Source organism: Pseudomonas sp. S3_G06 (assembly GCF_054667565.1).
Genome location: NZ_CP162738.1, coordinates 2,553,736 through 2,574,158 on the forward strand (window position 1 = coordinate 2,553,736; position 20,423 = coordinate 2,574,158).

Below are 20,423 nucleotides of genomic sequence, written 5' to 3' on the forward strand. Positions count from 1 at the left end.
GCAGGATAAGCATGTTCGAAACCATTGAAGCGCAAGCATTGAAGGAAACCGCGTCTAACGAGTTGAGGGACGAGTTTCTCCAGCGCGAGTTCGAACGGCTCAAACCATTCAGCCTGTTGATCTACGTGGTCAGTGTGTTCATGTGGCTGCTGTTTGATCTGATCGTCAGTTTTCTCGGCGGCCAAGGCTTCACGTGGCGCTCGATGGCGTTTCTCGCTGGTTTCGCGCTGTTGACGGTGGTGCTCGGTTTTACGCGCAGGGCTAGCCATTTCGATGTGCTCACCCTGTTGCTGGTCCTGGGATTGACCGTCGGTGTGCGAATGATCGTCGACGGCCTCGCGCCTGCTTCGCACAGCTTGTGGCTGGTGCTGGCAGCAGCGAGCATGTTGTACAGCGTGTCAGTACTGCCGCTGCGGCGCTGGGCGTTCTTTGCGGTACAAGTTGTGATCTGGGTGATCCTCAACCCGTTTCTCGCCACCACTACCGAAATCACTGAACTGCGCGGCGTTCTGACTGCCTGCTACAGCGTGTTCCTCTGCGCACTCACGGTGTACACCTTTTTGAAGTTCCGTGAGGCCAAGCTGAACAACTACCTGATGTCGCGGTTGCTGCTGGATCAGGCCTATAACGACCCGCTGACGCAGATTCCCAACCGACGCTCGTTCATGACCCACGCAGGGCAACGGCTGCTGGCAAGCCCGCGCGAGCGCGATCATTACCTGATGATGATCGACATCGACAACTTCAAGAAGGTCAACGATACCTACGGGCATGACATCGGTGATGAGGTGCTCATTCGCGTCGCAGCCGATATCAAGGCAGTGATGATTTCGTTTGACTACGCGCGTATGGGCGGTGAGGAGTTCGCGATCTATCTGGCGGGAGTGCGGCGCGAGGATGTTGAAAGCCTTGCCACGCAACTGTGCCAGTCAGTGCGTGAACACCCCACCCGGCACCCGGTCACCATCAGCATCGGCATTACCCGGGTGGCCGAGGGTGACTCGTTGAATCAGGCGCTGATCAAGGCGGATGCGGCGTTGTACGAATCAAAGCATACGGGCAAGGACCGCTTTACGTTTTATCAGTAACAAGCGCAGCGACCGCTGCGCCATTCCACGAATGCTCAAGCCACCTCACGCTCCAGCAACACCCGCGTCACCCGTCGCTCTTCAACCGCTTTGACGGTCAATTGCCAGCCCTCGTATTCCAGTCGATCGCCGGTCATCGGCAACCGATCCAGCAGACTCATTACCAACCCGGCCATGGTCTGATAATCCTCGGTCGGCTCGGCATCGAAGCCGGTACGCTGGCGAACGCGGGCCAAGGGCAGCGCGCCACTGACCAGAAACCCGCCGCGCTCTTCGACCACATCAGGGCCTTCGATTTCACTGGCATCGGGCAACTCACCGGCGATCGATTCGAGGATGTCGGTCATGGTCAATACGCCGACGAAATCGCCAAACTCATTGACCACGAAGGCGATGTGCGTCGATGCCGCGCGCATCTGCTCCAGGGCATTGAGGATCGAATAACTGTCGAGCAGATTGACGGTCTTGCGTGCCAGATGCTCAAGGTTCGGCTCGTTGCCGGCCAGATACTCCTTGAGCAATTCCTTCTTGTGTACGAAGCCCAGCGGCTCGTCCACCGCGCCATCGCGAATCAGCGGCAAGCGTGAATACGACGAATGCATCAGCTTCGTGCGAATGGCTTCGGCGTCATCGGCAAGATCAATCAGGTCAACGTCGGCGCGCACCGTCATCAGGTTGCGAATCGGCCGCTCCGCCAGTTGCAGCACACCGCTGATCATCACCCGCTCACGACGGTCGAACAGCTCGGCCACCGGCGCTTCACCGTTGTCCAGCAGGTCGGAGATTTCCTCACCAACCTCCTCCGCCGCCAGCTTGCGGCCACCGAGCAGACGCATCACCGCATGGGCTGTGCGCTCGCGCATCGGGCGCACGCCCTGCATCGAACGTTTGCGCCGAGCCCGGGCGATCTGGTTGAAGACTTCGATGAGGATCGAGAAACCGATCGCGGCGTACAGGTAACCTTTCGGAATATGGAAGCCCAGACCTTCTGCGGTCAGGGCAAAACCGATCATCATCAGGAAACCCAGACACAGCATGATCACGGTCGGATGTGCGTTGACGAAGCGGGTCAGCGGCTTGCTGGCGACGATCATCAGGCCGATGGAAATGATCACGGCGATCATCATCACCGCCAGTTCATCGACCATGCCCACAGCGGTAATCACCGCATCGAGGGAGAACACCGCGTCGAGCACCACGATCTGCGCCACGATCGGCCAGAACAGCGCGTAGGTTGTGTTGGTCGAGCGCTCGCCGACATGGCCTTCGAGGCGCTCATGCAACTCCATCGTCGCCTTGAACAACAGGAACACGCCACCGAACAGCATGATCAGATCACGACCGGAGAAGCTCTTGTCGAACACCTCGAACAACGGCTGCGTGAGCGTAACCAGCCAGGAAATGCTCGCCAATAGGCCCAGGCGCATGATCAACGCCAGCGACAGGCCGATGATCCGCGCGCGATCACGCTGATGCGGCGGCAGTTTGTCGGCAAGAATTGCGATGAACACCAGGTTGTCGATACCCAGTACCAGTTCCAGCACGATCAGAGTCAACAGGCCTAACCAGGCTGTGGGATCCGCTAACCATTCCATAAAACGTCTCGATCTCTCTTCAGTGAATTCAGGCGGCCGGACACGGCGAAGTGCAACGCAAAGGCTCAAGAGCCGCGTTATCAACCATAGTCGGAAGTCGGAAGACGGGGTGCTGCGAAAGGATCAAGACCGCGCGAAGGCGTGCTGGAGAGTGCTGACTGGGAGGCTCCGAGAGGGTGTTCATGTAGATCCTGAATGAAAAATGGCCTTGGAGCGTACAGGTTCAACCGGCCTGTTCTACAGAGGCAAATCATTTCAAAATCTGTATGAATGAACTCGACCGGAGATTTTCAGCGTTGCTGAAGACGCCTTCGCGAGCAGGCTCGCTCCCACAGGGTGCGAGCGGCGCGGCGGATTTCAGCGCAAACCCAGCTCATCGATATGCTGATACTGCGCTTGCAGCGCGGTCGCCAGATCCTTCGCCCGGCCCAGTCGAATCGGCCCGCGCTCGATGTCGATGAGCAATCCGGGGCACGCCAGCACGGGCAACGCCGACAGCTCTTTCACGCGACCATCGGTCACGATCAGGCAGCGTTGCTGTTCGGCGGGAAAACGCTTGCGCCGCAGCGTCAGCCATTGCTGCGCCTGTTCCAGTGCCGCGAGCAACGGCGTGCCGCCACCGGCGCCCAGACCGTCGAGCCAGACGCGCAGGCCGCTTGAGGCCTTCAAGCCTTGCACCTGCCATTTCGGCGCAAAACCACTGGCGGTCAGCAACGCCAGCCGCGCCCGCTGGTGGTAAGCATCGTCGAACAACTGCGCGAGCAGGCCCTTGGCATCGCTCAAGGCCTGATGGCGACGGGTCGAGGCCGACGCGTCGACGATCACCAGCCAGATTTCATGGGGCGAGCGGGTACGCTGTTGAAACAGCAGATCGGCGCGGCGCTGGGGGCGGCCATTGAGCAGCGTGCCCGGCCAGTTCACCGATCCGCTGCCGGCCGCATGCCGCTGGCCCTGGCGGCCATTGTCTAGTTGTCCGGCACGGGGTCTGGCATTCGCCCCCGCGTCGGACCGGGGGCGAATGCCTAGGGCTTTTTTGCCAGTGGTGGCCAGCTCGGAACTTCGCGGCGGGTACCGGTGGCTTGCGCCGTCGCCGGCATCTCGCCCCACTGGCCCTGCCCTTCACCGGATTTGCTGTCTGCGCCTGACGGAGATTGCGCTTGTGGCTCCGCGCCGGCCAAGGGCTGCTCGCGACGGCGATGGCGCAGGGCAAATTCGGCCACCGCGTCGATGTCCTCTTCAGCAATCGCATCCGCCCCACGCCACGCCGCATGGGCGCGAGCCGCGCGCAACCAGACCAGATCGGCACGCAAGCCATCGACGCCAGCAGCGAAACAACGCTCGGTAATCAACGCCAATGCCGCGTCATCCAGTGGGATGGCTGCCAAGCGCTCGCGGGCGCTTTCACAGCGCGAACGCAGGATGTGTTGCTCGCTCGCCCACTGCGCGCAGAACCCTTGTGGATCGCTGTCGAAATCCAGCCGCCGGCGAATGATCTGTCCGCGTTCGGCGGGCGCGGTGTGGCCGCTGAGGGCAACGTTCAAACCGAAGCGGTCAAGCAGTTGCGGCCGCAGTTCGCCCTCTTCCGGGTTCATGGTGCCGATCAGGACGAATTTGGCCGAATGCCGATGGGAAATGCCGTCACGCTCGATCAGATTGGTACCGCTGGCGGCGACATCGAGCAGCAGGTCGACCAAGTGGTCGGGCAGCAGATTGACCTCATCGACATAGAGCACGCCACCGTCAGCCTTGGCCAGAACACCGGGCGAAAACTGCGCGCGACCGTCGCTCAGGGCAGCGTCGAGATCGAGGGTGCCGACCAGCCGCTCTTCGGTAGCGCCCAACGGCAACGTGACAAACTGGCCGCTGGCGAGCAGATCTGCCAGGCCCCGGGCCAGCGTCGACTTGGCCATGCCGCGCGGACCTTCGATGAGTACGCCGCCGATTTTCGGGTCGATGGCGGTCAGGCACAGGGCGAGCTTCAAGTCATCGGCGCCGACCACGGCGGAGAGTGGGAAATGCGGGGTGTCGGTCATTTGGGTTTTCCCTTTCGTGGTCTTTGGTGTGCTTGAGTTTTAGTGGGGTGTCAGTTGGGTGGCCCTCACCCTAACCCTCTCCCAGAGGGAGAGGGAACTGATCCGGGTGTTCTTGAAAGTTGCGCCGACCTGAATTATCGATTTGAACTCAGGCCTCAAAACCAACACAAATCGGCTCCCTCTCCCTCTCCCTCCGGGAGAGGGCTGGGGTGAGGGTAGCTTTTTAGCGGCTACATATCTTCCTCGACATCCAACAGCAAATTCTCCAGCGCCTCTTTATAAGCCCCAGGCTCCTGCCACATCCCGCGCTGCTGCGCTTCGAGCATGCGTTCGGTCATGTCGCGCAACGCATGCGGATTATGTTCACGAACAAAATCCCGGGTCGCCGGATCAAGCAAATATGCCTCCGCCAGCAACGCATATTGATGGTCATCGATCAACTGCGTAGTCGCATCGAAGGCGAACAGATTATCAACCGTCGCCGCCAGTTCGAACGCGCCTTTGTAGCCGTGACGCTTGATTCCGTCGATCCACTTCGGATTCGCCGCGCGCGCGCGCACCACGCGGTTCAACTCTTCCTTCAGGGTACGAATCTTCGGCAAATCCGGCTGGCTGTGATCGCCGTGATAGCTGGCCGCCGCTTCGCCACGCAGAGTCTCCACCGCCGCGAGCATGCCGCCCTGGAACTGGTAGTAATCGTTGGAATCGAGCAAGTCATGCTCGCGGTTGTCCTGGTTTTGCAGAACTGCCTGCACCTGGCTCAGGCGCTGGCTGAACTGCTCGCGGGCAGCCGTGCCCTCGTCGGCGCCGCCGTAAGCGTAGGCGCCCCAGTTCAGGTAGACCTCGGCGAGGTCTTCGCGGCTCTGCCACAGACGCCCATCGATCGCGCCTTGCACCCCGGCGCCATACGCCCCCGGTTTCGCGCCGAAGATGCGCCACCCGGCCTGACGCCGCGCGGTGTCTTCATCGACGCCCGACTGCAACAGCGCCTCGCGTTCGGCACGTACCTTGGCGGCCAATGGGTTCAAGTCATCCGGTTCATCCAGCGCGGCCACCGCTTGCACGGCGGCGTCGAACAGGCGGATGAGATTGGCAAACGCATCACGGAAAAACCCCGAAACCCGCAATGTCACGTCGACCCGCGGACGATCGAGCAGACTCAGCGGCAGAATCTCGAAATCATCCACACGCTGACTGCCCGTGGCCCAGATCGGACGCACGCCCATCAACGCCATGGCCTGAGCGATGTCGTCGCCGCCGGTGCGCATGGTTGCGGTGCCCCACACGGACAAGCCGAGCTGGCGCAAGTGATCGCCGTGATCCTGCAGGTGTCGCTCAAGAATCAGCGTTGCCGACTGGAATCCGATGCGCCACGCGGTGGTGGTCGGCAGATTGCGCACGTCCACCGAATAGAAGTTGCGCCCGGTCGGCAGCACGTCGAGACGGCCACGGCTCGGAGCACCGCTGGGGCCGGCAGGGACGAAACGACCGCTGAGGGCGTCGAGCAGCCCGCGCATTTCGGCCGGGCCACAAGCATCGAGCCGTGGGGCGACGACTTCGCGCAGATGCTCGATTATCGAATTAACCTCAGCCCAACCCGACCCTTGTGGGAGCGAGCCTGCTCGCGAAGGCGTCGGGTCAGACAGCTGTTCTTTTACTGACACACCGCTTTCGCGAGCAGGCTCGCTCCCACAGGGCACGTTCAGTGTTTGGGAGATCAAGTCTGCGGCAAACAATTCGAGGCGCTCGCGGGTGTCGCCGGCGGTGCGCCAGACTTCTTCGCTGATGGTCTGCAACTCGGTCGGACGCGGGCCGTTCCAAGGATCGGCCAAGGCGCAATCCAGCGGATCAAAACCGAGATCAAACGCGTTGGCCAGTGCTCGCAGCAGACTCGACTGCGCGCCCTTGCCGTCACCGCGCGGGATGCGCAGCAACGCCAGCAAGGTGTCGATACGCAAGCGCCCGCTCGGCGATTCGCCAAAAATGTGCAACCCATCGCGAATCTGCGATTCCTTCAGGTCGCACAGATAAGTGTCCAGACGCGGCAACCAGATCGCCGCATCGGCGTCGCTGTCCAGCGCTGCATCCAGTTGCAGTTCCCTGTCGATCTGCGTGTCCCGCACCAGTTGCAGAATGTCGCGTTGCAACTCGCGGGCACGGCGCGGATCGAGCAGTTGCGCCTCGTAATATTCGTCGGCCAGCAGCTCCAGATTGCGCAGCGGGCCGTAGGTTTCGGCGCGGGTCAGCGGTGGCATCAAGTGGTCGATGATCACCGCCTGCGTGCGGCGTTTGGCCTGGGCGCCCTCGCCCGGGTCGTTGACGATGAACGGATAGATATTCGGCAGCGGCCCTAGCAACGCATCCGGCCAGCAGTTTTCCGATAGCCCAACGCCCTTGCCCGGCAGCCATTCGAGATTGCCATGCTTGCCGACGTGGATCACGCCGTGGGCCCCGTAGGTGTTGCGCAACCAGAAATAGAACGCCAGATAGCCGTGCGGCGGGACCAGATCCGGGTCGTGATACACCGCGCTCGGATCGACCTGATAACCGCGTGCCGGCTGGATGCCGACAAAGGTCAGACCGAAACGCAGACCGGCGATCATCAGCCGGCCGTCGCGACACATCGGATCGTTGTGTGGCGATCCCCAACGCTCGACTACCGCCGCGCGATTCGCCTGCGGCAACGCATTGAACATTGCCAGGTAATCGTCCATCGCCAGGCTCTGCTGGCACGGGCGCAAGTCGAGACTGTCGAGGTCGTTGCTGACGCCGCCGAGCAGTTGCTGGATCAGTTCGGTGCCGCTGTCGGGCAACTCGGCCGTGATCGGATAACCTTCGGCACGCAATGCGCGGAGGATGTTCAGCGCCGCCGCCGGCGTATCGAGGCCGACGCCATTGCCGATGCGGCCGTCACGGGTCGGGTAGTTGGCGAGGATCAGCGCGATGCGTTTTTCGCCGTTCGGCACGCGTGCCAAAGCTACCCAGCGCCGCGCCAGTTCGGCGACGAAATCCATGCGTTCGGGCTGGGCGCGGTAGCAGACCACATCGGACTGGCTGCGCTCGCTGCGCCAGGCCAGATCCTTGAAGCTGATCGGTCGGCTGATGATGCGCCCGTCAAGCTCTGGCAAAGCAATGTGCATCGCCAGATCACGCGGCCCGAGGCCCTGTTCGCTGTCGCGCCAGCCGGGCTCGTTGTCCTGGGCGCAGATCGCTTGAATTACCGGGATGTTGCGGCGAAACGGGCGCAGATGCGGTGCTTCGGGACTCGATTGGGCAAAACCGGTGGTGTTGATAATCACCCCCGCCTCGACTTCATCCAGCCAATCCTCGACCACCGACAAGCAACCGGGTTCTTTCAGACTGGCCACCGCGATCGGCAGCGGACTGAGCCCGGCTGCCTGTAAGCGCTGGCAGAACACATCGATGAACGCCGTGTTCGCCGCTTGCAAATGCGAGCGATAGAACAACAGCGCCGCCACCGGTTGACCGGGCAGCCATTCGGCTTGCCAGTCGCTCAGGGCAGCGCTGTTTTTCTGTGGGTGATAAATCGCCGTGCGCGGCAGGGTTTGCGGCTCGTTCCACGGGTAATCGCGGGCGAACCATTGGTGGCCCAGGCAACGGAAGAAATCCAGTGCATTGCCCATGCCGCCCTGACGCAGAAATTGCCAGAGTCTATCGCGTACTTCGGCGCTGACCGTGCTCAAGTCACTGAGCTCGGGGTCCGGGCGGTCATCGCCGGGCACCAGAATCAGTTGCACGCCGCGTTCGGACAACTCGACCAGCCGCTCGACACCGTAGCGCCAATAGGCAATGCCGCCGTGCAGTGAGATCAGAATGACCTTGGCGTGGCGCAGCACTTCGTCGACATATAGATCGACCGAGGCATGATTCTGCACCTGCATCGGGTTGGCCAGACGCAGGCTCGGGTAGTCATCGGGCAATTGCTGCGCAGCCTCGGCGAGCAGCGCCAGGCTGGAATCGCCGCTGCACAGGATCACCAGCTCGGCGGGGGTTTGTCCGAGATCGGCAATGTTGTCGTCCGAGACGAATCCGCCGGGCTGGGTCCTGAGCAGGTGCATGGCTTAAACGCTGAGCGCAGCGCGCAATTGCGCTTCGAGTTGCGCGGCATCGAGTTCCTGACCGATCAGCACCAGACGCGTGACGCGCGCTTCTTCGGCGCCCCACTGACGGTCGAAATGCTTGTCAAAACGCGTGCCCACACCCTGGATCAACAGGCGCATCGGTTTGTTCGGAATCGCCGCGAAGCCTTTCACGCGCAGGATGCCGTGCTGCACCACCAGTTGCGTCAGCGCGTCGAGCAGCAGGCTTTCATCGGCTTGCGGCAATTCGATGGAGATCGAATCGAAGGCGTCGTGATCGTGGTCGTCGTCATCACCGTCATGGTGGTGATCGTGGTGGCTGTGGCGGCCGTCGATATGCTCTTCAGAGCCGGCGCCGAGGCCGATCAACACGTCGAGCGGCAGGCGGCCATTGCTGGCTTCGATGATTTTTACCGCTGGCGGCAGCTCTTCGGCGACTTCAGCGCGCACCCGAGCCAGATCTTCCGCGCTGGTCTGGTCGGCCTTGTTGAGGATGACCAGGTCAGCACTGGCCAGTTGATCGGCGAACAATTCGTGCAGCGGCGACTCGTGGTCGAGGTTCGGATCGAGTTTGCGCTGGGCATCGACCTGATCCGGGAACGCTGCGAAGGTGCCAGCAGCGACGGCCGGGCTGTCGACCACGGTGATCACCGCGTCAACGGTGCAGGCGCTACGGATTTCCGGCCACTGGAAGGCCTGCACCAACGGCTTTGGCAGGGCCAGGCCCGAGGTTTCAATAAGGATGTGGTCGAGATCGCCGCGACGGGCAACCAGTTCGCGCATTACCGGGAAGAATTCTTCCTGCACCGTGCAGCACAGGCAGCCGTTGGCCAGCTCATATACGCGGCCGCTGGCCTCTTCTTCGGTGCAGCCGATGGTGCATTGCTTGAGGATCTCACCGTCGATGCCGAGCTCGCCAAACTCGTTGACGATCACCGCGATGCGCCGGCCCTGAGCGTTGTCGAGCATGTGCCGCAGCAGCGTGGTTTTGCCCGAGCCGAGGAAACCGGTGACGATGGTGACGGGGAGTTTGGCCAGTGTTTTCATCGGTATGCCCTTTGGCAAGCGGCGGGCATACGGGACGAGAACCGGCAGCGCGCATGCACGCCGGAAGCATTCGCCACCGGATCACCCCGCCCGGTTGTAGTGAGAATCTGTGACGAGGCAGGTCTCCTGGCTGACGGCGTTCAGGCGCGAGACCTGGCGTCCATTGCGCCTTCCCGCTGGCTCATCGGTTGAGCTGGCAGTGGCGTGGCAACGAACATCACCGTTCACAGTTGCGGGGGCAGCCGCGGCTTTGACCGCGTTCCCTTCTTAGCTTCGGCGAGTGCCGAAGAACCTCGAAAGCGCAAGGCTACGCATGGGTCCGTCGTGGGTCAATGGTCGGTGAGTCTGAAACTGGGGGTATATCCGTTGCTGCGGTAACGGCTTCTTATGGTTTCGCTCTTACAGCGAGTCCCTTTTTCAAACGCCGGAGTGCCGGCCCAGCAAAAAAGAAACCAAAAGGCTTTGCCCCGGCGTACGGCCCGCTCGCTGGAGCTCGGGGTACCTTCGTTACGGAGGGGCAAAAGATCAAAAGCAACAGCAAAAGCAAAAGCCAGATCAAAAGATCGCAGCCTTCGGCGGCTCCTACAGTTGGATTGGGTACCACTTCAAGAACAGGTCGGCTGTCAGGCCGCCTTCGCGAGCAGGCTCGCTCCCACAAAAGCAAAAGCAAAGCAGCGCAGCTGCCCGCGGCGAAGCCGCCCCACTCAACAATGAGCGCAAGCTCGAGTGCTCTTGATCTTGATCCACCGGCGACGTCGGAAGGCTGAGTGGAGGGATTGATCCGGGCGTGGGAGCGCAGCGACCGTTCGACGAAGTCGAACACAGCGCAAGGAGGTGCAGCGAAGCAAACCGGAGCCGCTGCGCCCGGATCAGTCCCGTAGCGAAGGAACCCGAGCCTGCGAGGGCCGAACGTAGGAGCAAGCGTTTTTTTGCTTACTTTTTTTAGGCGTTTGTAAAAAAAGTGAGTCGCCGTAAGGGCGAAACCCTAAGCAGCCGTTACCGCAGCAACGGATATACACACAAAAACATCAGAAAAACCCCCCACCGCAGCACCGACAACTCCCCGGAAATTGACTAAAAACCCAAACCCATGTTCTCCTGCCCACCTTGTTACGGGTGCCCTTCACAGGGTGAAACGGGAAACCGGTGAATCATGTGCTTTACTCAAAGCCATGTCAGTCCGGTGCTGCCCCCGCAACGGTAAGCGAGCGAAGCGTCAGATCCACTGTGCCCCGGCATGGGAAGGTGATGCTTGCAGGTCGGCGACCAGCCAACCCCTCGCGAGCCCGGAGACCGGCCCGCAACACCCAGCGCGCGCAAGCGCCGCTGACCACAAACAAACCCGCGGTGGGCGGGCGCTGTTCGAAATCCCTGCGTGCCCGGCTCGCAGGGATTTTCATGCGCTCTGTTTACCCGCTGACATTTCAGAGGGAAGCGCTATGTCGATCATCAGCAATACCGTCAGCCACACTGACCACATCTCCAGCAGCACCACACTCGGCCAACGCGTGGCCGCCGCCCTCTTCGCCTCGATCCTCGGTGCCAGTCTGGTCTGGTTCGCCGGCTTCTCGCACATCGAAGCGGTGCACAACGCCGCTCACGATACCCGCCACAGCGCCGCGTTCCCGTGCCACTGAGGCTTGCCGAGATGATCAAGCGTATTGCGCAAACCGCAGGCTTCACCGGCTTGCTGGCCGCCCTGCTGCTGACCCTGCTGCAGAGTTTCTGGGTATCGCCACTGATTCTGCAGGCCGAAACCTTCGAGAAATCCGAACCGGTCGCGCAAGTTCACGAACACGCCGCCGGCACCGCCGCCCACAGCCATGATGGCGAAGCCTGGGAGCCGGAAGACGGCTGGCAGCGCGTGGTCTCGACCACTGGCGGTAATCTGGTGGTGGCGGTGGGTTTCGCCCTGATGCTCGCCGGCCTGTACACCTTGCGCGCGCCAACCAAAACCTCGCAAGGGCTGCTCTGGGGTCTGGCCGGTTACGCGACGTTCGTACTCGCGCCGACCTTGGGCCTGCCACCTGAATTGCCGGGCACTGCGGCTGCCGATCTGGCTTCGCGGCAGATCTGGTGGATCGGCACCGCCGCTTCGACCGCCGTCGGCCTGGCACTGATCGCCTTCAGTCGTCACTGGCTGATGAAGCTTCTCGGTGTGGCGATTCTCGCCGTGCCGCATGTGATCGGCGCGCCGCAACCGCAGGTGCATTCGATGCTTGCCCCAGAGGCACTGGAAACCCAGTTCAAAATCGCTTCGCAGCTGACCAACGTCGCGTTCTGGCTGGCCTTGGGCTTGATCAGTGCATGGTTGTTCCGCCGTAAAAGCGCAGGTCCATATCAGGCATGACCGATGACCGCGCAGCGCCGACCCTCGTGGTCGGCCTCGGCTGCCAGCGCGGCTGCCCGGCCAGTACGTTGCGTGCATTACTCGATCAAGCGTTGCAGGCGCACCGCATCGAGCTGCGAGCGGTCAAGGCTTTGGCGAGTATCGACCTCAAGCGCCACGAACCGGGGTTGCTGGAACTGGCCACACAATTGAACCTGCCCCTGCAGTATTTCAACAGTGCCGAGTTGGCGCCCTATCAACAGCGCCTCAGTCATCAATCGCAGATCGCCTTTGAGCGCACCGGCTGCTACGGCGTGGCGGAAAGCGCCGCGCTGGCGCTGGCCGAGCAACTGATTCAGGCTCCGGTGAAACTGCTGATTCCCCGGCTGAAATATGCGCAGGCCACGCTGGCGTTGGCCGGCGCCGGGTAAAATCCCGATAATCCCCGCCATTGATCATGAGCACACTTCATCTGAGGTGCGGCTGCGCTTCTTCACAAGGATTCAACGATGACCGTCTACTTCATCGGCGCCGGCCCCGGCGACCCGGAACTCATTACCGTCAAAGGCCAACGGCTGATTCGCAACTGCCCGGTGATCATTTATGCCGGTTCGCTGGTACCCGCAGCGGTGCTGGAAGGTCATCAGGCCGAAATCGTGGCCAACAGCGCTGAACTGCATCTGGAACAAATCATCGATCTGATCAAAACTGCCCATGCTAAAGGCCAGGATGTTGCCCGTGTGCATTCGGGGGATCCAGGTCTGTACGGCGCGATCGGTGAGCAGATCCGCTACTTGCGTGAGCTGAACATTCCTTTCGAGATCATTCCGGGCGTGACCGCGACGGCAGCATGCGCAGCGCTGCTGGGCGCCGAGCTCACTCTGCCGGATATCTCGCAAAGCGTGATTCTGACCCGTTACGCCGACAAGACCGCGATGCCGGCCGGCGAGGAACTGGCCAGTCTGGCGCAACATGGCGCGACCATGGCGATTCATCTGGGGGTCAATCATCTGCAAAAGATACTGCTTGAACTGTTGCCGCATTACGGTGCGGATTGCCCGATTGCGGTGATTCACCGGGCAACGTGGCCGGATCAGGATTGGGTGGTGGGAACATTGGCGGACATTGCCGCAAAGGTCGAGGCCAAAGCGTTTCGGCGCACGGCGTTGATTCTGGTCGGGCGGGTGCTGGGCAGTGAGGTGTTTAGCGAGTCTTCGTTGTATCGCGCCGGGCATGCGCATCTGTATCGACCGTGAGTGGAACGCGGAGCGTCCCGGGCTGCGTACCCACGCAGAGCGTGGGCACGATCGAACCACAGGCATAAAAAACGGCGCTCACGGGGCGCCGTTTTTCATGTTCGCAGCGAACGCCTTAGTAGTAGGCGTTTTCTTTCTGCGTGTGGTCGGTCACGTCGCGAACGCCCTTGAGCTCCGGGATGCGCTCGAGCAGAGTGCGCTCGATGCCTTCCTTCAAGGTCACGTCGGCCTGGCCGCAGCCCTGGCAACCGCCACCAAACTGCAACACAGCGATGCCGTCCTCGACCACATCGATCAGGCTGACCTGACCGCCGTGGCTGGCCAGCCCCGGGTTGATTTCGGTCTGCAGGTAGTAGTTGATGCGCTCGTTGACCGGGCTGTCGGCATTGACCATCGGCACCTTGGCATTTGGCGCCTTGATGGTCAGCTGGCCGCCCATACGGTCGGTGGCATAGTCGACAACGGCGTCGTCAAGAAACGCTTCGCTGAAGGAATCGATGTAAGCGGTGAAGCTTTTCAGCCCCAGCGCGGTATCTTCAGGCTTCTCTTCGCCCGGCTTGCAGTAGGCAATGCAGGTTTCGGCGTACTGGGTGCCAGGCTGGGTGATGAAGACACGGATGCCGATGCCCGGGGTGTTCTGCTTGGAGAGCAGATCGGCCAGGTAATCATGGGCGGCGTCGGTAATGGTAATAGCGGTCATAAAAACTCCTCGCAGGCTTGGGCGCAGTTTACGCCAATCGGCGCGACTGACAAAGTCCTAGTTTTTTTGTCGGGAAAGAATCCCGGCATATGCCTGCGAATGCTCAAAGGTTCTCGTACCGGTTCATATCCAGCACACCCTCTTCCACCGGATCGGTTTCGTGGATGTACTGGCTCAGATCGTGGAAATACAGCCAGAACTGTGGATGACTGCGACGAATGCCCCAGCGTTCGACGATTTTTTCGAACCGATTGGCATCCCTGGCATTCTCCATCGCATCGACAAACGCTGGCACCTGCTCGGCCGGTACATTGAACATGAAGTTCGGGTAACTGCTGAGCACGCCCGGATAGATTGTCAGGGTGTCGAGCCCTGGCTGATAGCGCCGCGACTCACCGAGCAAAAACGCCACGTTGCTGTGCGCGCGGTTTCGCAGCACGCTGTAGACCTCGCGCTTGCCGCTGGCGGTTTCGACGCGCAGCAAGGTCGCCTCGGGCAACTGGTCAATGACTTTCAGTCCCGCTGCCGGTCGCGAGGCCAGACGGCTCAGGGCCTGCTCGGCGTTCTGCAACGCCGGATCGATATTCGGTCGCGAGCAATAAGCGCCGTCGCAGCGATTGATCGGGTCCGGCCGCGCGTTCAGATCACCGTAGCGCGCCAGCAACTGCATGGCGAAATCGTGTTTCGGGTCTTTTTCGTCGAGTTTGAGCGCGGTCGGTTTGTCGTCATCGATGGCCTCGTAATCGAGCCACATCTTGAACTGGCCGCCGTCCTGGTACCAATCGTTGAGGTAATCCTCGCGCGAGTCAGCGGGCATCAGGCGCAGGAAGTTCTGCTCGGCGCCGTTACGGATCAGGTCGAAATACAGACGGGTCTGCGCCTGATGGGAGACGTTGCCGAACACGTCGAAGTTGACCGCGAGCTGATAGTAGGTGCGCTCGAGCAGTGGATAGTCGAACAGCCACATGGTTTGCGGCACCTCACCGATCAGCCCCTTGGTCACCGAAGCACTGTCGAAATGGCGGAAAATGCTCAGCAAGGCATTGTCGTTGCCGGCCCACAGCGTCGACCAGCTCGGCGCCGGCAGATCGGCATAGCTGTCACGGCGCAGTGCCTCGTATTCGTTGCGCTTGTCGCGGTAGTTGCGCCACAGACTCAGCACGCTGCCGACATCGTCGTTCTGCCCCGGCATCGCCAGCAGCGGCGTGGCCTGGCCGCGGTAGTTCGGGTCGGTGATATAGAGATCATGTTCCGGCGCCTGGAACAGCGCCCAGAAGTTGTCGCGGATCACGTCGGTCGCGATCTGCCCACGGCACACCGGGCCGCGAATGAAGGTGCGGACGAAGTATTCGGCGTTATCGAGCATGAACTGATAGCGCGCCTGCGCCGGAATCGCCTCGAAAGTGGCAAACGGATTGGCACGGCTCTGCGGGCCGTAACCCGGCAGCGCATTGACCTGCCAGTTGCCGCTGTAGAACAGGCTCTTGATCCGGGCCATTTTCGCCGCGCTCAGCGGATAAGTGATGTGCGTCTTGTGCACGATCACCCCCTGCACCGGCCACAAGCGGTAATACACCTGCGTGCCCGGGTCGTCGTTGGGGCGGCGCGTGGCGATCAGGTCGATCGGCTGGCCGCTCGGCGTACGCGACCGTACCCACTGGAAATAATGCCCCGGCTCGCCGTCCTTGAAATAGATGTGCGCCAGATACCAGTGCTCGAACAGCCAGCGCCCGACCAGACTTTGCCGGGCGCCGGGGGCATTGAGCAGGTTTTCCCACTGCAGGATCTGCATCGCCTCTTTGGCACTCGGTGCCAGGCTCTGTTCGTCGATCGGCGCGCCAGACGCCAGCCAGCGCTGCAAGGTCTGGTATTGCTGTTCGGTCAGGCCAGTGACCGCCAGCGGCATGCCCTCTTTCGGGTGCGCGCCGGCATATCCGTCGAACTCCGCAGGCATTGCGCATAGATTGTTGCGATTGAGCCCAAGAACAATCTCTTCCGGCAGCTTGGCGTTGGGCGTCAGCGGCGTCTTGTGGCCGAGTTCGAGCATGCGTGCCATCAGCGCGGCCTGACTGCCCTGGGCGTCGAGCACCGAATAGAAGTCTTTCTGCTGCCAGGCGCGCTTGCCGAAGGCGTCGTAAAACAAGCGCGTGGTCGGTGCTGCCTGGGTGCGTTCGCCGTCATATACCGGCATCTTGCTCGCGCCACGGGCGGCGCCTTCGCCACTGCCGAGATTGAGCTGACAGGCCGAGTCATAGCACGCATGGCAGGCTACGCACTTCTCGGTGAAGATCGGTTGGATGTCTCGGCTGTAGGAGATGGAAGAAGAAATGGCGGGATCTTGCGCCGCAACGCTCCCGCTCAGGACCAGCAACCATAAACTGATGAAGCGGTGCGGCATGCTGCTGATCTCGATGGTAAAAAAAGGCTGCGATTCTACCGTCATGACGCTCGCACCAACATGAGCGATATTCATGCAAAAGCTGCACATGCTCCAAAAGCGCACAGGTTTGCTATGATCGCGCTCCTTCATAATGGTCTTTTCGAGTAGTCCACATGTCCGATCGCAGCGTCCGCCTTCAAGCTCTCAAGCAAGCCCTCAAAGAGCGCATCCTGATTCTCGACGGCGGGATGGGCACGATGATCCAGAGCTACAAGCTCGAAGAGCAGGATTATCGCGGCAAACGCTTCGCGGACTGGCCGAGCGACGTCAAGGGCAACAACGACCTGCTGGTGATCACCCGTCCGGACGTGATCGGCGGCATCGAAAAAGCCTATCTGGACGCCGGCGCCGACATTCTCGAAACCAACACCTTCAACGCCACGCGGATTTCCATGGCCGATTACGGCATGCAAGAGCTGGCGTACGAGTTAAACGTAGAAGGCGCACGTCTGGCGCGCAAGATTGCCGACGCCAAGACCGCCGAAAACCCGGCCAAGCCGCGCTTCGTTGCCGGCGTGCTCGGCCCGACCAGCCGCACCTGCTCGCTGTCGCCCGACGTCAACAATCCCGGCTACCGCAACGTGACCTTCGATGAGCTGGTGGAAAACTACACCGAAGCCACCAAAGGCCTGATCGAGGGCGGCGCCGACCTGATCCTGATCGAAACGATCTTCGACACCCTCAACGCCAAAGCGGCGATCTTCGCCGTGCAGGGCGTGTTCGAGGAGCTGCACCTCGAACTGCCGATCATGATTTCCGGGACCATCACCGACGCCTCCGGCCGTACCTTGTCCGGCCAGACCACCGAAGCGTTCTGGAACTCGGTGGCCCACGCCAAGCCGATTTCCGTAGGTCTGAACTGTGCCCTCGGCGCCAGCGAACTGCGGCCGTACCTGGAAGAACTGTCGAACAAGGCCAGTACCCACGTTTCCGCGCACCCGAATGCCGGCCTGCCGAATGAATTCGGCGAGTACGATGAACTGCCGTCGCAGACCGCCAAAGTCATCGAAGAATTCGCCCAGAGCGGTTTTCTCAACATCGTCGGCGGTTGCTGCGGCACCACACCGGGCCACATCGAAGCCATCGCCAAAGCCGTGGCCGGTTACGCGCCGCGGCAGATTCCGGATATCCCCAAGGCCTGCCGCCTCTCCGGTCTGGAGCCGTTCACCATCGATCGCAGCTCGCTGTTCGTCAACGTCGGCGAACGCACCAACATCACTGGTTCGGCAAAATTCGCCCGCCTGATCCGTGAAGACAACTACACCGAAGCCCTCGAAGTCGCTCTGCAGCAGGTTGAGGCCGGCGCGCAGATCATCGACATCAACATGGACGAGGGCATGCTCGATTCGAAGAAGGCCATGGTCACCTTCCTCAATCTGATCGCCGGCGAACCGGATATCTCGCGCGTGCCGATCATGATCGACTCGTCGAAATGGGAGGTCATCGAAGCCGGCCTCAAGTGCATCCAGGGCAAGGGCATCGTCAACTCGATCAGCATGAAAGAAGGCGTCGAGCAGTTCATCCATCACGCCAAGCTGTGCAAGCGCTACGGCGCTGCGGTGGTGGTGATGGCCTTCGACGAAGCCGGTCAGGCCGACACCGAAGCGCGCAAGAAAGAAATCTGCAAACGTTCCTACGACATCCTGGTCAACGAAGTCGGCTTCCCGCCGGAAGACATCATCTTCGACCCGAACATCTTCGCCGTCGCTACCGGCATCGAAGAGCACAACAATTACGCCGTCGACTTCATCAATGCCTGCGCCTACATCCGCGATGAGCTGCCGTACGCGCTGAGCTCCGGCGGCGTGTCCAACGTGTCGTTCTCGTTCCGTGGCAACAACCCGGTGCGTGAGGCGATTCACTCGGTGTTCCTGCTCTACGCGATCCGCGCCGGGCTGACCATGGGCATCGTCAATGCCGGCCAGCTGGAAATCTACGATCAGATTCCGGTCGAGCTGCGCGACGCGGTCGAAGACGTGATCCTCAACCGCACCCCGGACGGCACCGACGCCCTTCTCGCCATCGCTGACAAGTACAAGGGCGACGGCAGCGTCAAGGAAGCCGAGACCGAAGAGTGGCGCAACTGGGACGTCAACAAGCGTCTGGAACATGCGCTGGTCAAGGGCATTACCACGCACATCGTCGAAGACACCGAAGAATCCCGCCAGTCGTTTGCGCGGCCGATCGAAGTGATCGAAGGCCCGCTGATGTCCGGCATGAACATCGTCGGCGACCTGTTCGGCGCCGGCAAAATGTTCCTCCCGCAAGTGGTGAAATCCGCGCGCGTGATGAAGCAGGCCGTGGCGCACTTGATCCCGTTCATCGAACTGGAGAAAGGCGACAAGCCGGAAGCCAAGGGCAAGATCCTCATGGCCACGGTCAAGGGCGACGTGCACGACATCGGCAAGAACATCGTCGGCGTGGTGCTTGGTTGCAACGGCTATGACATCGTCGACCTCGGCGTGATGGTTCCGGCCGAGAAGATCCTGCAGGTCGCCAAGGAAGAAAAATGCGACATCATCGGCCTTTCCGGCCTGATCACGCCGTCGCTGGACGAGATGGTCCACGTTGCCCGTGAAATGCAGCGTCAGGATTTCCATCTGCCATTGATGATCGGTGGCGCGACGACGTCGAAAGCGCACACCGCGGTGAAGATCGAGCCAAAGTACAGCAACGATGCCGTGGTCTACGTGACCGACGCGTCGCGCGCCGTCGGCGTGGCGACACAATTGTTGTCCAAGGAACTCAAGGCCGGTTTCGTCGAGAAGACCCGCCTGGAATACATCGACGTGCGCGAGCGTACGTCCAATCGCAGCGCCCGTACCGAACGCCTGAGCTACGCCGCCGCGATCGCGAAGAAGCCGCAATTCGACTGGGCCAATTATCAGCCAGTGGTACCGACTTTCACCGGCAGCAAGGTGCTCGACAATATCGATTTGAACGTGCTGGCCGAGTACATCGACTGGACGCCGTTTTTCATCTCCTGGGACCTGGCCGGCAAGTTTCCGCGCATCCTTGAAGATGAAGTGGTCGGTGACGCCGCCACTGCGCTGTACAAGGACGCCCGGGAAATGCTCACCAAACTGATCGACGAAAAGCTGATCAGCGCCCGTGCGGTGTTCGGTTTCTGGCCAGCCAATCAGGTCAACGAAGACGACATCGAGTTGTACGACGATAACGGCAAGCCGTTGGCCAAGCTGCATCACCTGCGTCAGCAGATCATCAAGACCGACGGCAAACCGAACTTCTGCCTTGCCGACTTCGTTGCGCCGAAGGACAGCGAAGTCACCGATTATGTCGGCGGCTTTATCACCACCGCTGGCATCGGCGCCGAAGAAGTCGCCAAGGCCTATCAGGACGCCGGCGACGATTACAACTCGATCATGGTCAAGGCTCTCGCCGACCGCTTGGCCGAGGCCTGCGCGGAATGGCTGCACCAGCAAGTGCGCAAAGAGCACTGGGGTTACGCCAAGGACGAGACCCTCGACAACGATGCGCTGATCAAAGAGCAATACCGTGGCATCCGCCCCGCTCCCGGTTACCCTGCCTGCCCGGATCACACCGAGAAAGCCGCGCTGTTCACCCTGCTCGACCCGGAAGCCGCGGAAATGCGCGCCGGGCGCAGCGGTGTGTTCCTCACCGAGCACTATGCGATGTTCCCCGCCGCTGCGGTCAGCGGCTGGTACTTTGCTCATCCGCAGGCGCAATACTTTGCCGTGGGCAAAATCGACAAGGATCAGGTACAAAGCTACACCGCGCGCAAAGGCCAGGACCTGAGCGTGACCGAGCGTTGGCTGGCGCCGAATCTGGGTTATGACAGCTGAGTCGGACCTCA

The 20,423-nt window shown here is 61.3% G+C and carries 13 protein-coding genes and 2 riboswitches; of the genes, 6 read left to right on the top strand and 7 right to left on the bottom strand.

Annotated elements, in window-relative coordinates:
- Positions 1-11 precede the first annotated feature (11 nt).
- Positions 12-1,088, top strand: coding sequence for a GGDEF domain-containing protein (locus AB4N47_RS11430; RefSeq protein ID WP_341637679.1), 1,077 nt, complete (start codon positions 12-14; stop codon positions 1,086-1,088).
- Positions 1,089-1,123: 35 nt separating this feature from the next.
- On the opposite strand, the gene AB4N47_RS11435 is transcribed toward AB4N47_RS11430, so the two are convergent.
- The 5 genes from AB4N47_RS11435 to cobW all read right to left on the bottom strand — a co-directional run bounded on the left by AB4N47_RS11435 (position 1,124) and on the right by cobW (position 9,863).
- Positions 1,124-2,683 (bottom strand): TerC family protein, encoded by a 1,560-nt coding sequence (locus AB4N47_RS11435; RefSeq protein ID WP_122699206.1) that lies wholly within the window; start codon positions 2,681-2,683, stop codon positions 1,124-1,126.
- A 357-nt stretch (positions 2,684-3,040) separates the two neighbouring features.
- Positions 3,041-3,733, bottom strand: a complete 693-nt coding sequence (locus AB4N47_RS11440; RefSeq protein WP_341638014.1) for a vWA domain-containing protein — start codon at positions 3,731-3,733, stop codon at positions 3,041-3,043.
- Positions 3,706-4,716, bottom strand: a complete 1,011-nt coding sequence (locus AB4N47_RS11445; RefSeq protein ID WP_122610530.1) for an ATP-binding protein — start codon at positions 4,714-4,716, stop codon at positions 3,706-3,708. Before AB4N47_RS11445 ends, AB4N47_RS11440 begins: the two co-directional genes overlap by 28 nt.
- Before the next feature lie 230 nt (positions 4,717-4,946).
- Positions 4,947-8,795, bottom strand: a complete 3,849-nt coding sequence (gene cobN / locus AB4N47_RS11450) for a cobaltochelatase subunit CobN (protein WP_460154540.1) — start codon at positions 8,793-8,795, stop codon at positions 4,947-4,949.
- 3 nt (positions 8,796-8,798) lie between these two features.
- The gene (gene cobW, locus AB4N47_RS11455) at positions 8,799-9,863 is read right to left on the bottom strand and encodes a cobalamin biosynthesis protein CobW (RefSeq protein ID WP_341637681.1); all 1,065 of its coding nucleotides are present in this window, start codon (positions 9,861-9,863) and stop codon (positions 8,799-8,801) included.
- Positions 9,864-9,962: 99 nt separating this feature from the next.
- Positions 9,963-10,174: riboswitch (cobalamin riboswitch) on the bottom strand.
- A gap of 786 nt (positions 10,175-10,960) precedes the next feature.
- A riboswitch (cobalamin riboswitch) is annotated at positions 10,961-11,179 on the top strand.
- Positions 11,180-11,302: 123 nt separating this feature from the next.
- Between cobW and AB4N47_RS11460 the strand changes: the two genes are divergently transcribed.
- The 4 genes from AB4N47_RS11460 (at position 11,303) to cobM (ending at position 13,448) form a co-directional block, all read left to right on the top strand.
- Positions 11,303-11,500, top strand: a complete 198-nt coding sequence (locus tag AB4N47_RS11460) for a CbtB domain-containing protein (RefSeq protein ID WP_016774486.1) — start codon at positions 11,303-11,305, stop codon at positions 11,498-11,500.
- 11 nt (positions 11,501-11,511) lie between these two features.
- Positions 11,512-12,213 carry a CbtA family protein gene (locus AB4N47_RS11465; protein ID WP_056785224.1) on the top strand — a complete coding sequence of 234 codons (702 nt, stop codon included), beginning with the start codon at positions 11,512-11,514 and terminating at the stop codon, positions 12,211-12,213.
- The gene (locus tag AB4N47_RS11470) at positions 12,210-12,623 is read left to right on the top strand and encodes a cobalamin biosynthesis protein (protein ID WP_341637682.1); all 414 of its coding nucleotides are present in this window, start codon (positions 12,210-12,212) and stop codon (positions 12,621-12,623) included. The genes AB4N47_RS11465 and AB4N47_RS11470 overlap by 4 nt, the downstream gene beginning before the upstream one ends.
- A gap of 78 nt (positions 12,624-12,701) precedes the next feature.
- Positions 12,702-13,448 (top strand): precorrin-4 C(11)-methyltransferase, encoded by a 747-nt coding sequence (gene cobM, locus AB4N47_RS11475; RefSeq protein ID WP_341637683.1) that lies wholly within the window; start codon positions 12,702-12,704, stop codon positions 13,446-13,448.
- 115 nt (positions 13,449-13,563) lie between these two features.
- On the opposite strand, the gene nfuA is transcribed toward cobM, so the two are convergent.
- Together nfuA and AB4N47_RS11485 are read right to left on the bottom strand one after the other, a co-directional pair.
- A complete protein-coding gene (gene nfuA / locus AB4N47_RS11480; protein ID WP_003225494.1) occupies positions 13,564-14,148 on the bottom strand; it encodes a Fe-S biogenesis protein NfuA in 585 nt (194 codons plus the stop codon).
- Positions 14,149-14,251: 103 nt separating this feature from the next.
- The gene (locus AB4N47_RS11485; protein WP_341638015.1) at positions 14,252-16,546 is read right to left on the bottom strand and encodes a fatty acid cis/trans isomerase; all 2,295 of its coding nucleotides are present in this window, start codon (positions 16,544-16,546) and stop codon (positions 14,252-14,254) included.
- A gap of 155 nt (positions 16,547-16,701) precedes the next feature.
- Here AB4N47_RS11485 and metH point away from each other — a divergent pair, with 155 nt between their 5' ends.
- Positions 16,702-20,412: a methionine synthase gene (gene metH, locus AB4N47_RS11490; RefSeq protein WP_341637684.1), complete on the top strand. Its 3,711-nt coding sequence runs from the start codon at positions 16,702-16,704 to the stop codon at positions 20,410-20,412.
- Positions 20,413-20,423: the final 11 nt, after the last annotated feature.

Coding starts and splice junctions, on each gene's coding strand:
- cobW (WP_341637681.1), bottom strand. CDS start 9,863: ATGAAAACACTGGCCAAACTCCCCGTCACCATCGTCACCGGTTTCCTC.
- AB4N47_RS11445 (WP_122610530.1), bottom strand. CDS start 4,716: ATGACCGACACCCCGCATTTCCCACTCTCCGCCGTGGTCGGCGCCGAT.
- nfuA (WP_003225494.1), bottom strand. CDS start 14,148: ATGACCGCTATTACCATTACCGACGCCGCCCATGATTACCTGGCCGAT.
- AB4N47_RS11485 (WP_341638015.1), bottom strand. CDS start 16,546: ATGCCGCACCGCTTCATCAGTTTATGGTTGCTGGTCCTGAGCGGGAGC.
- AB4N47_RS11465 (WP_056785224.1), top strand. CDS start 11,512: ATGATCAAGCGTATTGCGCAAACCGCAGGCTTCACCGGCTTGCTGGCC.
- AB4N47_RS11470 (WP_341637682.1), top strand. CDS start 12,210: ATGACCGATGACCGCGCAGCGCCGACCCTCGTGGTCGGCCTCGGCTGC.
- AB4N47_RS11435 (WP_122699206.1), bottom strand. CDS start 2,683: ATGGAATGGTTAGCGGATCCCACAGCCTGGTTAGGCCTGTTGACTCTG.
- AB4N47_RS11430 (WP_341637679.1), top strand. CDS start 12: ATGTTCGAAACCATTGAAGCGCAAGCATTGAAGGAAACCGCGTCTAAC.
- cobM (WP_341637683.1), top strand. CDS start 12,702: ATGACCGTCTACTTCATCGGCGCCGGCCCCGGCGACCCGGAACTCATT.
- AB4N47_RS11460 (WP_016774486.1), top strand. CDS start 11,303: ATGTCGATCATCAGCAATACCGTCAGCCACACTGACCACATCTCCAGC.
- metH (WP_341637684.1), top strand. CDS start 16,702: ATGTCCGATCGCAGCGTCCGCCTTCAAGCTCTCAAGCAAGCCCTCAAA.
- cobN (WP_460154540.1), bottom strand. CDS start 8,795: ATGCACCTGCTCAGGACCCAGCCCGGCGGATTCGTCTCGGACGACAAC.